General features: G+C 64.4%; 13 protein-coding genes. 3 read left to right on the top strand and 10 right to left on the bottom strand.

Features of this window, described 5'->3' with window-relative positions; genetic code table 11:
* Window positions 1-10 precede the first annotated feature (10 nt).
* From QUH67_RS03045 to QUH67_RS03065, 5 genes are all read right to left on the bottom strand, one after another.
* Window positions 11-751 carry a DUF4167 domain-containing protein gene (locus tag QUH67_RS03045; RefSeq protein ID WP_300945168.1) on the bottom strand — a complete coding sequence of 247 codons (741 nt, stop codon included), beginning with the start codon at window positions 749-751 and terminating at the stop codon, window positions 11-13.
* Between the two features lie 505 nt (window positions 752-1,256).
* Window positions 1,257-2,129 carry a peptide chain release factor N(5)-glutamine methyltransferase gene (gene prmC / locus QUH67_RS03050; RefSeq protein WP_300945169.1) on the bottom strand — a complete coding sequence of 291 codons (873 nt, stop codon included), beginning with the start codon at window positions 2,127-2,129 and terminating at the stop codon, window positions 1,257-1,259.
* A complete protein-coding gene (gene prfA, locus QUH67_RS03055; RefSeq protein ID WP_300945170.1) occupies window positions 2,126-3,205 on the bottom strand; it encodes a peptide chain release factor 1 in 1,080 nt (359 codons plus the stop codon). The genes prmC and prfA overlap by 4 nt, the downstream gene beginning before the upstream one ends.
* A gap of 54 nt (window positions 3,206-3,259) precedes the next feature.
* Complete coding sequence (ptsP, locus tag QUH67_RS03060; protein WP_300945171.1) at window positions 3,260-5,527, bottom strand: phosphoenolpyruvate--protein phosphotransferase; 2,268 nt, start codon at window positions 5,525-5,527, stop codon at window positions 3,260-3,262.
* A 299-nt stretch (window positions 5,528-5,826) separates the two neighbouring features.
* Window positions 5,827-7,080: an aspartate kinase gene (locus QUH67_RS03065; protein ID WP_300945172.1), complete on the bottom strand. Its 1,254-nt coding sequence runs from the start codon at window positions 7,078-7,080 to the stop codon at window positions 5,827-5,829.
* A gap of 173 nt (window positions 7,081-7,253) precedes the next feature.
* On the opposite strand from QUH67_RS03065, the gene QUH67_RS03070 reads away from it, so the two are divergent.
* The 3 genes from QUH67_RS03070 (at window position 7,254) to QUH67_RS03080 (ending at window position 9,631) form a co-directional block, all read left to right on the top strand.
* A complete protein-coding gene (locus QUH67_RS03070; protein WP_300945173.1) occupies window positions 7,254-7,733 on the top strand; it encodes a PH domain-containing protein in 480 nt (159 codons plus the stop codon).
* Window positions 7,734-7,736: 3 nt separating this feature from the next.
* Window positions 7,737-8,501, top strand: coding sequence for a bifunctional 2-polyprenyl-6-hydroxyphenol methylase/3-demethylubiquinol 3-O-methyltransferase UbiG (gene ubiG / locus QUH67_RS03075; protein WP_300945174.1), 765 nt, complete (start codon window positions 7,737-7,739; stop codon window positions 8,499-8,501).
* Between the two features lie 230 nt (window positions 8,502-8,731).
* Complete coding sequence (locus QUH67_RS03080; protein ID WP_300945175.1) at window positions 8,732-9,631, top strand: DMT family transporter; 900 nt, start codon at window positions 8,732-8,734, stop codon at window positions 9,629-9,631.
* 168 nt (window positions 9,632-9,799) lie between these two features.
* Here QUH67_RS03080 and QUH67_RS03085 read toward each other — a convergent pair whose 3' ends face one another.
* The 5 genes from QUH67_RS03085 to QUH67_RS03105 are packed head-to-tail and all read right to left on the bottom strand — an operon-like array spanning window position 9,800 to window position 12,937.
* Window positions 9,800-10,267 carry a DUF1178 family protein gene (locus tag QUH67_RS03085; protein WP_300945176.1) on the bottom strand — a complete coding sequence of 156 codons (468 nt, stop codon included), beginning with the start codon at window positions 10,265-10,267 and terminating at the stop codon, window positions 9,800-9,802.
* Complete coding sequence (locus QUH67_RS03090) at window positions 10,264-11,142, bottom strand: carbon-nitrogen hydrolase family protein (protein WP_300945177.1); 879 nt, start codon at window positions 11,140-11,142, stop codon at window positions 10,264-10,266. The genes QUH67_RS03085 and QUH67_RS03090 overlap by 4 nt, the downstream gene beginning before the upstream one ends.
* A complete protein-coding gene (grxC, locus tag QUH67_RS03095) occupies window positions 11,139-11,411 on the bottom strand; it encodes a glutaredoxin 3 (RefSeq protein ID WP_300945178.1) in 273 nt (90 codons plus the stop codon). The genes QUH67_RS03090 and grxC overlap by 4 nt, the downstream gene beginning before the upstream one ends.
* A gap of 29 nt (window positions 11,412-11,440) precedes the next feature.
* Complete coding sequence (locus QUH67_RS03100) at window positions 11,441-12,250, bottom strand: ComF family protein (protein WP_300945179.1); 810 nt, start codon at window positions 12,248-12,250, stop codon at window positions 11,441-11,443.
* Between the two features lie 54 nt (window positions 12,251-12,304).
* Entirely contained in the window at window positions 12,305-12,937 is a 633-nt protein-coding gene (locus tag QUH67_RS03105) for a macro domain-containing protein (protein ID WP_300945180.1), read from the bottom strand.
* Window positions 12,938-12,942: the final 5 nt, after the last annotated feature.

Here is a 12,942-nt window from a genome sequence, read left to right on the forward strand (position 1 = left end):
GAGCTAACTACTACTCATTCCCCGGATTGAAATCTTCGCTGGGCGCGGCTGGCGCGGCGGCCATGTCGGGACGCGGGCCATGCGGGCGCCGGCGCCGGCGCGGGAAACGCTCGCCGCGGCCCTCTTCATAGCCGCCCGGCGCGCCGTTCACCTGCGGCTGCGGGCCGGTGATGAAGGAGGGCAGGCGGTCGACGCCGCCGGTATCGGCGATCACCGGCTGCGGCTGAGGTTGCGGCTGGTACTGCGGCTGCGGACGGTGCTCGCGCTCGCGATGATGCTCGCGCGGCTGCTGGTAGGGCTGGCCATCGCCGCGCGGCTCCCGTGGATTGTTGTCGCGGACGTAAGGCTGCGGCTGCTGCGGGACGAAGCCCGGCTCCTGGCCGAAATGCGAAAAATTCTCGCCGTCGTCTTCGCCGTCTTCTGCCGTGGGCTGCATCTCGGTGTCGATACGCGGCTGCGGCTGGTTCTGCCGGAATTGCTCCTGCGCGGCGGCAATCAGGCGGAAATAATGTTCGGCGTGCTGGTAGTAGTTCTCGGCCGCCACCGGGTCGCCGGAAGAGCGCGCGTCACGTGCGAGCTGAACGTATTTTTCGGCGACGTGCGAGGCGGTACCGCGGATCTTGATATCGGGTCCGTTCGATTCGAACACCCGGGTCATCGGGTTTTGACCGCGCCGGTTATTGTTGCTGCTGCTATTGTTGTTGTTATTATTCCGGTTACGCATCCGCTTGTTGTTCTGACCGTTTCTCATGTCTCGCCTTTATTCCAGCCCTGAAGTTATGCAGTTGCCGTCGTAGCCTGGTCGGATGCGGCGCGCGCCAAGGCACACCGAATCACGGCGCACTGAATTGCGATGCCGTCCAGATTCATGTCGTCGATTTCGCTAGCCATCGCGTTCAGCAAAGACGCGTTCCCCAATCGGCGGCATCTATTCGCGCGCCGGAACAAATCATTCAGCGTGCCAAAACCAGCCCGATCTTCTTGCTCGACGGCTTCGCAGGACTGGCGGATGCGTAAGTCTTCAAGCGCAATATCAGGCTTTCGTTCGCTTTACGGTCGAGAGCAGCACAGCTCCGGCTATTGCGCTCAATTCGACCTGCTTTTGGAACCTTTCACCCGGCGGGCTCTCGTTTCGAGAACTCTGGCCTCACCCGTATCGTCTTAACGGGGCCAGCAACCCTGGACCGATGTTGTGAGCGGAACGTAGTCGCTCCCGGGGAATATTCCAAGGGGTTTTTTTGCGTCCGAAAGGGACTTTATCGGGCCAATTTATGGCCTGCGACGGCCCGCGGAATGCCCGCCAGGTCGGCCTTTGGGGCGGTCGCGAGCGTTAACCCGGCATTCGTCATAAAAGCTTCAATCGCGCTGCTTTGGCCCAGTCCGGCTTCCACGACAAGAAGGCCCCCGGGCGCCAGGAGGCCCGCCGCCTGTGGGATCAGCGCACGGTAGGCATCGAGCCCATCGGCGCCGCCATCGAGTGCGGCCCGCGGATCGTGATTCCGCACCTCCGCCGCCAGGCCGACAATGTCCGCCGTGCGTATATAGGGCGGATTGGAGACGATCAGGTCGAACGGGCCGGTCAGTCCGGCTGCGTAATCGCATGCGATGAACGCGGCGCGATCGGAAAGGCGCGCGCGGGCGGCATTGGCGGCGGCGGTTTGCAGGGCATCGTCCGAAATGTCGGTCCCGAAGCCCTGCGCCGCCGGCAACTCGGACAGCAGCGCCAGCAGAATGGCGCCGGAGCCGGTGCCGAGATCGGCGATGCGCAACGGACGGTCGAGGCTTCCACCGGCGCGCAACGATTCCAGCGCCAGTTCGACCACCGTCTCGGTATCAGGCCGCGGCACCAGCGTCGCGGACGAGAGCTGCAAGGGCAGCCCCCAAAATTCCTTCTCGCCGACGATGCGCGCGACCGGTTCGCCTGCGAGGCGGCGGCGCGCGAAGTTTTCGAGACGCGCCGATTCGTCCGGCGTGAGCTGGCGCTGCGCAGCCGATATCAGGCCGGTCAGGTCGAGGCCGAGGGCGTGGCCGGCGAGAATACGCGCGTCGAGGTCAGCGGATTCGATCGAGGCGGCCTTGAATTTCGCGGCGAGCGCGCGTCGTGCGCTGTCGATGGTCGCCGCGGTCACGCCGCCGCGCCTTGCGCGGCGAGTTGGGCGGCCTGGTGCTCGGTCGTCAGCGCGTCGATCAATTCGCCGAGCGCCTCGCCCGAAATCACCTGCGGCAATTTATAGAGCGTCAGATTGATGCGGTGGTCGGTGACGCGGCCTTGCGGGAAATTGTAGGTGCGGATGCGCTCAGAGCGGTCGCCCGAGCCGACCTTCTCCTTGCGCTCCGCAGAACGCACGGCATCGACGCGCTGGCGTTCGGCGTCGTAGATGCGCGAGCGCAGAATGTTCATCGCGGAGGCACGGTTTTTGTGCTGCGAGCGGCTGTCCTGCATCATGACCACGATGCCGGTCGGGATGTGGGTGATGCGGATCGCCGATTCGGTCTTGTTGACGTGCTGGCCGCCGGCGCCCTGCGCGCGCATGGTCTCGATCCGCAGATCGTCGTTCTTGATGTCGACATCGACATCCTCGACCTCCGGCAGCACGGCGACGGTGGCGGCCGACGTGTGAATGCGCCCCTGCGTTTCGGTGTCGGGCACGCGCTGCACCCGGTGCACGCCGGATTCGAATTTCAGCTTTGCAAACGCGCCGCGGCCCTGCACCTCGGCGATGATTTCCTTGAAGCCGCCCACGGTGCCTTCGGAAGCCGAGATCACCTCCACCTTCCAGCCCTGCAGGCCGGCGAACCGCTCGTACATCCGGAACAGGTCGCCGGCGAACAGGGATGCTTCGTCACCGCCGGTGCCGGCGCGGATTTCCAGCACCACGTTGCGGTCGTCCATGGCGTCCTTGGGCAGCAGCGCCACGCGGATCTTCTGCTCCAGTTCGGCGATGGTCGCCTGCAGCGTTTCGAGTTCGGCCTCGGCCATGCCGCGCATGTCGGGATCGGTGGCGGAATCCGCCAGCAGCTGTTCGGCGCCGGCGATTTCGGCCCGCGCCCCGCGATAGGCTTTTACCGCATCGATCAGCGGATTGAGCTCGGCGAGTTCGCGGGTGATCTGGACGTATTTTTCGGAATTCACCTGGCCCAGCAATTCGGCCTCCAGCGAGGCGTGGTGGGCGAGCAGAATGTCGAGTTTGGCTTCGGGTAGCATGGCATGATTCTCAAGGACCGAAAGGGAAGGCGACGTCGTCGGGAAGCAGCCTCGCTACAACGACAGCCCCTCGGCCTCCGCGAATTCCGTCAGTTTCTGCCGGATCGAGACGCTGCCGGCCGGCGCATCGATCAGCGGCATGATCACGGCTTCGGCCTTCCTGGCGTCGAGGTCGAGGATCATCGCCTTGACCGGGCCATGCCCGGTGGCGGACAGCGACAGCGAGCGGTAGCCGAGCGCGATCAGCGCCAGCGCGCCGAGCGGCTTTGAGGCCATCTCGCCGCACAGCGAAGCCGTCTTCTTCGCCGCCTGCGCCTTGTGCACGATATCGCGCAACGCACGCATGATCGGCGCCGACATGGTGTCGAACCGTTCGGAAACCTTGGCGTTGCCGCGGTCGACCGCGAACATGAACTGGAACAGGTCGTTCGATCCGACCGAAACGAAATCGACCCGCTTGAGCAGCTCGTCGAGCTGATAGAGCAGCGCCGGCACCTCGATCATGGTGCCGACATCGATCCGTTCCGGCAGCGCATGGCCGTGCTGGCGCAGATAGGTCAGCTCGCGCTCGACGATCGCCTTGGCCGCGTCGAACTCGGCGACGTCGGAAATCATCGGGAACATGATCTTCAGCGCGCGGCCGCCGCCGGCCCGCAGCAGCGCGCGGATCTGGCCGCGCAACAGGCCCGGCCGGTCGAGTCCGAGCCGGATCGCGCGCCAGCCGAGCGCGGGATTTTCCTCGATCACCGTCTCCATATAGGGCAGCGCCTTGTCGCCGCCGATATCGAGGGTGCGGAACGTCACCGGCTTGGAGCCCGCCGCGTCCAGCACCGTGCGATAGAGCGCCAGTTGATCCGACGAGCGCGGCAGGCTCTGGCCCACCATGAATTGCAACTCGGTACGGAACAGCCCGATGCCGGCGCTGCCGGTGTCGTCGATATGCGGCAGGTCGATCACGAGGCCGGCGTTGATCATCAGTTCGACCTTCTGGCCGTCCTTGGTGACGCAGGGCTTGTCGCGCAGCGCGGCATATTGCGCCTGCCGCCGTGCGCGAAAACGCACCCGCTCCGCATAGGCCGATTCGATCTCGGCCGAGGGACGGACATAGATCGAGCCCGACGTGCCGTCGACGATGATGGCGTCGCCGGGATCGGCAATGCCGGGCGCGTTCGGTACCTCGCCGACGGCAGGAATGCCGAGCGCGCGCGCCACGATCGAGACGTGGGAATTCGCGGTGCCTTCCTCCAGCACCAGGCCGCGCAGCCGCTTGCGGTCGTAGTCGAGCAGCGCCGCCGGCCCCATCGCGCGCGCAATCAAAATGGCGTTCTCGGGCAGTTGCTCGCGCGACGGTGCATGATCCTGTCCGACCAGCTGGCGCATCAGGCGGTGGCCGAGGTCTTCCAGGTCGTGCAGGCGGTCGCGCAGATAGGGATCGGTCGAGCGCAGCATGCGCGCGCGGGTGTCGGATTGCACGCGCTCGACGGCGGCCTCCGCGGTGAGGCCGGTGGCGACCGCCTCGTGCAGCTTGTGCGACCAGCCGTGGTCGTTGGCGAACATGCGGTAGGCTTCCAGCACGTCGCGGTGCTCGCCGCCCTCGGCGACGTCGCCGCGCTCCAGCATGCGGTCGAGGTCGGCGCGCAGCTTGGCCAGCGCGGTATCCAGCTTCTTGATTTCCTTCGGCAGGTCTTCGGCGATGTAATTGGTGATGACGACACGCGGCTCGTGCAGCACGACATGGCCGAGCGCGATACCGTCAGAGAGGATCGCCCCTGATTTGTGCAGGGAGTGCCGCGCCGCCGGCTCCGCGCCCGGCTGCGCCAGCGCCGCCAGTTCGCCGGAGGCGATCATCTCCGCCAGCACCATGGCGGTGGTCTGCAGCGCCTCGACCTCTTCCTCGACATAGGTGCGCTTGGCGCGGTTCTGTACAACCAGCACGCCGAGCGTATTGCCGGCGCGCAGGATCGGCACGCCGAGGAAGGAGTGGTAGATTTCCTCGCCGGTTTCAGGCCGGAACGAGAACGCCGGGTGGCTTTGCGCGTCCGAGAGGTTCAGCGGGCTGGCTTCGCTGGAGACGAGACCGACCAGACCCTCGTGCGCGGTAAGTACCGTGCGGTGCACGGCGTCGCGGTTCAAGCCCTCGGTAGCATACAGTTCGAGCGTGTTGTCGACGCGCAGCACGTAGCAGGAACAGACCTCGGCCACCATGTTGGCCGCGATCAGCACCACGATCTTGTCCAGGCGCTCCTGCGCCGAGACCTGCTCCGCCATGGTTTCGCGGAGCCGTCTCAACAAGACGCGGGGGCCTCCCGACGCGCTCCGCATGTGCTGGTATCCTCCCCCCGCGAGTCCAGGCCGCCGGGCCGGCGGCTGGCGTAAAACGCTCGAAAACAACAATTTTATTCATTCGGCGCGGTCGCAGGCACCTGATTCCAGCCGAATCGGGATTGCCAAAACCGTCGCAAAGTTTGCGGCAACCCACCTCACAGGCCTATAGCCAATCGAGGCTTGTTTTGCCAAGCAAAACGCCTGCCAATACCAATAACGTGTGTGTCAGCGCCGATGCTGCGGGCGCGAAGCCCGCGAGCTGTCAGACCATGCGTCAAATTTGAGAGAAAATTGTTCTAGGCCTGATCGAGCCCGTAGAGGGTGTGCAGCGTACGCACCGCCAACTCGGTATAGGCGGCGTCGATCAGCACCGAAAATTTGATCTCGGAGGTGGTGATGGCGCGGATGTTGATATTGCGCTCGGCCAGCGCCTTGAACGCCTTTGCCGCGACGCCGGCGTGGCTGCGCATGCCGCTGCCGATCACCGAGACCTTGGAGACGTCGGTGGCGCTGTCGAGCCTGGCGTAGCCGATCTTGTCCTTCGACGAGGTGATGGTGTCGCGGGCGCGGTTATAGTCGGAGGCCGGCACCGTGAAGGTGAGGTCGGTCGCCTTGCCGTCCTCGGAGACGTTCTGGACGATCATGTCGACATTGATGTTGGCGTCCGCCAGCGGCCCGAAGATCGCGGCGGCAACGCCGGGCTTGTCCTGGATCTGGCGCAGCGAAATCTGGGCTTCGTCCTTGGAGAAGGCGATACCGGTGACGACGTGGCTTTCCATGATTTCCTCCTCGCTGCAGATCAGCGTGCCCGGCGGCGTGCCGTGCGGGTCGATATCCTCGGGCTTGTCGAAGCTGGAGCGGACGAACACCGGCATGTTGTGCACCATGCCGAGTTCCACCGATCGCACCTGGAGGACCTTGGCGCCCAGCGAGGCCAGTTCCAGCATGTCCTCGAAGGCGATCTTGTCGAGCCGCTTTGCCTTGGGAACCACCCGCGGGTCGGTCGTGTAGACGCCGTCGACGTCGGTATAGATGTCGCAGCGATCGGCGCGAATCGCGGCCGCGATCGCTACCGCCGAGGTATCGGAGCCGCCGCGTCCGAGCGTAGTGATACGGTTGGTCTGCGGGTTGATGCCCTGGAAGCCGGCGATGACGGCGACCTCCTTGCGATCGGCGAAACGATTCATGATCTCGCTGCCGTCGATTTCGAGAATCCGCGCCGAGGCGTGGGCGTCCGAGGTCACAATCGGTATTTGCCAACCCTGCCAGGAGCGGGCCTGGATACCCATGCCCTGCAGCACGATAGCGAGCAGGCCGGACGTGACTTGTTCGCCGGACGCCACCACAGCGTCATATTCGCGGGCATCATGCAGCGGCGACGCGTCGCGGCACCAGTCCACGAGTTCGTTGGTCTTGCCGGACATGGCCGACACGACGACGGCGACATCGTGCCCGGCGTCGACCTCGCGCTTGACGTGCCGCGCGACGTTGCGGATGCGTTCGATATTGGCGACGGACGTACCGCCGAATTTCATCACGAGGCGGCCCATGACGACGCGTGCATTCCCTGTGAGGATAAGTAAGGTGGCCCGCACGAAATTTGAGCGCCCGGGCCGAAAGCGGCGTATACATAGCGGCGCGGTTCGGGGCAAGCAACCAGCTTGGTTTCCGGACCAAAAATGTCGCAAATCGCTGGCGTAACGGGTTAATTCAGGACGGGCGTATGGGCCGGTATATCGACGAAATCCTTCAACCCGGCGAGAAGGTGCTGTATTCGACCAACGCGCACTGGATCTACTTCCTGCCGGCGATTCTGGGGTGGATTGCAGCCGCCGTCTTCCTCGTGGCCTCGGGCATGGTACCGCCGGGTTCTCCGGCACTGGTATGTCTGTCGCTCGCGGCGATTGCGGCCATCTTTGCGTTGTTCAAGACCGCGACCGCCTGGTTCCACCGCTGGACCACCGAGACCGACGTCACCAATTATCGCGTCGTCCACAAGACCGGTTTCATCCAGCGGCAGACGTTCGAGATGAGTGTGGACAAGGTCGAGAGCGTCGACGTCAACCAGAGCATCCTCGGCCGCCTCTTCAACTACGGCGACGTGACGGTGCTGGGGGTCGGCGAGGGCGGCAAGACCCTCGACATGATTGCCTCGCCGCTGTCGTTCCGTAATGCCATCACCGCACGACCGGCCGGCGTATAAATCATGACCATGCAGCAGAATTCACCCGCTGGTCTTTCCACCGGCAGCTCGGTCGACCCGGCCGAAATCGCAAAATTCTCAAAACTCTCGGACGAGTGGTGGGACCCCAAGGGCAAGATGGCCCCGCTGCACAAGATCAATCCGCTGCGGCTGGCCTATATCCGCGACGCCGCCTGCCGCAAGTTCGATCGCAACGCCAAGAGCCTGAGCTGCCTGTCGGGCCTGCGCATGCTCGATATCGGGTGCGGCGCGGGCCTGCTGTGCGAGCCGTTTACCCGGCTCGGCGCGCAGGTGATCGGGATCGACCCGTCTGCGACCAACATCGCCGCGGCCAAGCTGCATGCCGACAAGGCTCATCTGTCGATCGACTACCGCTGTACCACGATTGAGGAAATGGACGTGCGCGAGCGCTTCGACATCGTGCTGGCGATGGAAGTGGTCGAGCACGTCACCGATGTCGGTGCCTTCCTCGCCCGCTGTTCAGCGATGATGAAGCCCGGCGGATTGATGGTGGTCTCGACGCTGAACCGCAACTGGAAGAGCTTTGCGCTCGCCATCGTCGGCGCCGAATACGTGCTGCGCTGGTTGCCGCGCGGCACCCATCAATGGGACAAGTTCGTTACCCCCGAGGAACTGGCGCAGCATCTCGCCAACAACAAGCTCACCATCACCGACCAGGCCGGCGTGGTCTACAATCCGCTTGCCGACCGCTGGAATATCTCGTCCGACATGGGCGTGAACTACATGGTGGTGGCGGAGGGAGCGTAGGGTTCTATGGTCGTCCCGGCGAACGCCGGGATCCATACTCTGCGGCGCTAATCGGGTTACGAGACTTCTATTATTCGTGCTCGCATGAGAGAGCACGGCGTATAGGTCCCGGCTCAAGGCCGGGACGACTCGAGGACCTTGGCGCGCAATCCTGTCATGACGCCGATTCTGTTGACCTGACGCATCCCGCCCGCCACGGTGCCGCGACCTTACCCGCCGGTTTCCCCCAAATGTTCACCGTCGCCTCGCTCTGGATTCCCTTCACCATCGTCGCTGCGCTCGGCCAGGTCGCGCGCAATGCGATGCAACGATCGTTGACGGGGCCGCTCGGCACCTGGGGCGCGACCAATATCCGCTTCCTGTTCGGCTTCCCGTTCTCGATCGTGTTCTTTGTGGTTGTCGTGGCCGTCACCGGCGACGGCGTGCCTTGGCCGACGGCGACTTTCTGGCCGTGGCTGCTGTTGGGTGCGCTGAGCCAGATCCTCGCCACCGGCCTGATGCTGCTGGCGATGAACGATCGCTCGTTCGTGGTGACGACGGCCTACCTGAAGACCGAGGCGATCCAGACCGCGATCTTCGGCTTCATTTTTCTAGGCGATCATCTGACGCTGCTGAAGGTGGTTGCCATCATGATCGCCACCATCGGCGTGGTGATCACGGCGCTGCGGCCGGGCGGCGAGAAGGGGTTTGCCGAACTGAAGCCGACCATCATCGGCCTGGTCGCCGCCGGCTGTTTCGCGCTGTCGGCGATCGGCTTTCGCGGTGCCATCATCACGGTGCCGGGCGTGTCGTTCGTGACGGCAGCGTCCTACACGCTGGTGTGGGGATTGTTCGTGCAGACGCTGGTCCTGACCGTCTATCTGGTCGCCCGCGCGCCCGATGTGCTCAAGAAGATTTTTGGATTGTGGAAGCCATCGATGCTCGCGGGCTTCATGGGCGCGTTCGCCTCGCAGTTCTGGTTTTTGGCGTTCGCGCTGACGGCGGCGGCCAACGTGCGCACGCTGGCGTTGGTCGAGGTGCTGTTCGCGCAGGCCGTGTCGTATTATTCGTTCAAGCAGCCGCTGTCGGCGCGTGAACTGTTTGGCATCGCGCTGATCGTGGCGGGTGTGGCGCTGCTGGTGGCGGTGTAGCTCAAGTCGTCATTCCGGGGCGCGCGAAGCACGAACCCGGAATCCAAGCCGCCGCAAGGTCGGTCTAAATATGATAACGGGCACCAACCGCGTGGAGAGTTGGATTCTCAGATGTGCAATTGCACATCATAGTTCACGCTGCGCGTGCCCCGGAATGACGGGCGAGGCTCAGTTCCGGTCGTCCGGCAGCACCGGCAGTGGGGAGACCTCGACGCCCTCGTCGATCAGTGCGCGCGCTTCTTCGGCTGAGGCCTCGCCGTAGATCGGGCGATGCTCGATATCGCCGTAATGCATCTTGCGCGCTTCGTTGGGGAACCGTTCGCCGACATTGTCGGCGTTCTTGACGATGTGATCGCGCAATTCCTTGATCTTGGCGCGTAGCTCGCGCTCCTGCGCCATCAGGAGCGGTGTTGATTCCGATGATGCCGTGACTTCGGCGGTCGGCGCCTGCGGGGCGGTATCGCGGCCCTTCTTGCTCACGATCCGCGGGGCCATGATGGCGCGCTCAACCTTGGCCGAGCCGCAGGAGGGGCAGCTCACCAGCTTGCGCTTCTCCTGGCTTTCGTAGGCCGCCGAGCTTTGAAACCAGCTTTCGAACGTATGGCCCTTCTCGCAGCGAAGGTTGTAGCGGATCATACCGAACCCCGGACGAGGTGCAGATGCTCCGGGCCCGCCTTGGGATCGGCGAGGCCGAAACGCCGGCCATGCTGCAGCGACGGCACGGTTTTGCGCGCGGTCTCGACCCTCGATGTGTCGATCTCGGCGAGGAATACGCCGGGCTCGACGCCGCCCTCGGCAAGAATCTCGCCCCAGGGCGCGATGATCAGCGAATGGCCGTAGGTCTCGCGCTTGTTCTCATGCATGCCGCACTGCGCGGCGGCGAACACGAAGCAGCCGGTCTCGATGGCGCGGGCGCGCAGCAGCGTGTGCCAATGCGCCTCGCCGGTCTTGCGCGTGAACGCTGACGGCACCGTGAGGAACGACGCGCCGGCTTCGGCCAGCGCGCGATACAGCGCCGGAAAGCGCACGTCGTAGCAGATCGTCAGCCCGATGCGGCCCCACGGCAGATCCGAGATCACGGCCGTTTCGCCCGGCTGGTAGTTGGCGGATTCGCGATAGCTCTCGCCGCCGGGCAGGTCGATATCGAACATGTGGATCTTGTCGTAGCTCGCCAGCACGCTGCCATCGGGGGCGATCAGGAACGAGCGGTTGACGGCGCGATCCGGCGAGAAGCGCAGCGCCAGCGAGCCGATATGGAGATGGATTTTCAGCTCCTTCGCCAGATCGCGATAAGCCTTCAGCGAGAGGTCATCTTCCTCCGATGCCAGATGCTCGAACAGCGCCGTACGGTTCAGCTGCATCATGTTGCTCACCTCGGGGGTGAGCACGTAATCCGCCCCTTGGGCCGCGGCCTCGCGTATCAGTTTCGTGCCTTGCTCAAGGCTTGGCCCGGGCAACAATCCGGTGCGCATCTGCACCATGGCGGCGGTAAAGGTGGAACCATCGCTCATGAGGAGGCCTTTTCTCCGGCGAGCAAGCCGTCGAGCTTGCCCGCGCGGTCCAGCGCGTAAAGCTCGTCACAGCCGCCGACATGGGTTGTGCCGATGAAGATTTGCGGAAAGGTCGAGCCGTGTCCGGCACGCTCGTACATCTGCTCGCGATAGGCCGGTTCGTCCGCCACGTTCAATTCGGTGAACGCGGCATTCTTGCGCGTCAGCAGTGATTTGGCGGCGGTGCAGTAGCCGCAGCCCGGGCGGGTGTAGATTTCAATGGCGGTCATGGGGCGCTCTGATTTGGCAAGTACTTGAATTATATGGGAGCGCGGTGGCTGTCCACAACCCGCGCGAATACCAGCACGTCGACCTGCGCGGCCTTGGCGCGCAGCAGCGCCCGGGCGCAGGCGTCCGTCGTGGCGCCCGAGGTGAGCACGTCGTCGATCAGAACGACGCGGCGGCCGGCGATGTCAGCGCTGCGGTCCGGCGCGACCTTGAAGGCGCCCTGAACGTTGGTGGCGCGCTGCGGCCGCGACAGTCCGATCTGCTGCGCGGTTGGGCGGATGCGCCGGAGCGCCTCGGTGGCCAGTTTCACCCCGCTTTGGCGCGAAATCACCCGCGCCAGTGCGCCCGACTGGTTGTAGCGGCGGCTCCAGCCGCGCCGCCAGTGCAGCGGAACCGGCACCAGCACGTCGGCCTGGCCAAGCAATTCCTGTCCGGCGCGGGCCATCCAGCGGCCCATGGCCGGCGCGAGATCGGTGCGGTCCTGGTATTTCAACGCATGCACCAGCGTGCGGGCGACGTCGTCATAGCGTACCGCGGCGCGGGCGCGCTGGTAGGCGGGTGGGCTGGCGATCGCCTCCATCGACAGCAGGTCCGGTCCCGGATCGTAAACAAAGGGTATCCCGAGCCGCGGGCAATAAGGCGGTTCGATGAACGACAGCTTTGCCCAGCACGAAGCGCAGACGCCCTCGCCATCGACCGGCTCGCGGCAGGACACGCACTGCGTCGGCAGCGCGATGTCGAGCGCGAGTTTTGGCAGATGCGCGAACGCATCGCGACAGGCGTTCAACGCGCCGCGCAGGTGGCTGGTGACGGAGCGTGGTGGTGATGCCTCGGCGTCCATGGGGGGAGGCTAGCGCCGGGGCGGGCGCGGCTCAAGCCGCAAGATGTTGTCACGCTACAACAGCATTTCGTTGTGCTGGCGTAATATCGCTCGCGCGCTGCGGGTCTCGCCGTGCTGGCTCGGCGCGATCGCATCATAGGCCAGCCGCATTTGGCGCGCTGCCGTCGCCGGCGCAACGGCGCCGATGCCAGTGCCAAGTCCCGGAACGAGCAAGGTCCGAATTGGCGTCTTCGTGCGTGCGTTGTGCGTCAGCACAGCAATCAACGCAGCCCGGAAGGCCAGATACACATTGACTGTCGCGCTGATGTTCGAGGGTATCCGCATCGTCGGCGCGCTAATCAAATATGGGATATAGTCGTGGCCGGTAGGCACGACTACGGCTTGCCCAACCGGCAGTTCGCCATAATGCTGCTCCGCGAGCAGGCCTTGCAGCGCTGTTTGAAGCTCCCACCCGAAATATTTCGAATACAGCAAGTCGATCCCACCATCCATGAAACCAAAGCTATTAGCCGGGCTAACGATGGCGTCCGCCTTGTGTTCGAAGATGTCGCCGCGAGATACGTGCACTTCGGGTACGTCGGCAAAAGCCTGTTCCCAAGCCTTGACGATGCCTGCATTGATGTCTCGAAGATGAACCGCGAGCATGAGGAATATCCGTATCCGTATGACAAAAGAATAGCGGTCCATCTGGC

Origin of the sequence: Bradyrhizobium roseum (assembly GCF_030413175.1) — a bacterium.
Classification (GTDB): Bacteria; Pseudomonadota; Alphaproteobacteria; order Rhizobiales; family Xanthobacteraceae; genus Bradyrhizobium; species Bradyrhizobium roseum.

Coding starts and splice junctions, on each gene's coding strand:
- QUH67_RS03090 (WP_300945177.1), bottom strand. CDS start 11,142: ATGAGCGATGGTTCCACCTTTACCGCCGCCATGGTGCAGATGCGCACC.
- QUH67_RS03085 (WP_300945176.1), bottom strand. CDS start 10,267: ATGATCCGCTACAACCTTCGCTGCGAGAAGGGCCATACGTTCGAAAGC.
- QUH67_RS03080 (WP_300945175.1), top strand. CDS start 8,732: ATGTTCACCGTCGCCTCGCTCTGGATTCCCTTCACCATCGTCGCTGCG.
- ptsP (WP_300945171.1), bottom strand. CDS start 5,527: ATGCGGAGCGCGTCGGGAGGCCCCCGCGTCTTGTTGAGACGGCTCCGC.
- QUH67_RS03105 (WP_300945180.1), bottom strand. CDS start 12,937: ATGGACCGCTATTCTTTTGTCATACGGATACGGATATTCCTCATGCTC.
- QUH67_RS03100 (WP_300945179.1), bottom strand. CDS start 12,250: ATGGACGCCGAGGCATCACCACCACGCTCCGTCACCAGCCACCTGCGC.
- prfA (WP_300945170.1), bottom strand. CDS start 3,205: ATGCTACCCGAAGCCAAACTCGACATTCTGCTCGCCCACCACGCCTCG.
- QUH67_RS03045 (WP_300945168.1), bottom strand. CDS start 751: ATGAGAAACGGTCAGAACAACAAGCGGATGCGTAACCGGAATAATAAC.
- QUH67_RS03070 (WP_300945173.1), top strand. CDS start 7,254: ATGGGCCGGTATATCGACGAAATCCTTCAACCCGGCGAGAAGGTGCTG.
- grxC (WP_300945178.1), bottom strand. CDS start 11,411: ATGACCGCCATTGAAATCTACACCCGCCCGGGCTGCGGCTACTGCACC.
- ubiG (WP_300945174.1), top strand. CDS start 7,737: ATGACCATGCAGCAGAATTCACCCGCTGGTCTTTCCACCGGCAGCTCG.
- QUH67_RS03065 (WP_300945172.1), bottom strand. CDS start 7,080: ATGGGCCGCCTCGTGATGAAATTCGGCGGTACGTCCGTCGCCAATATC.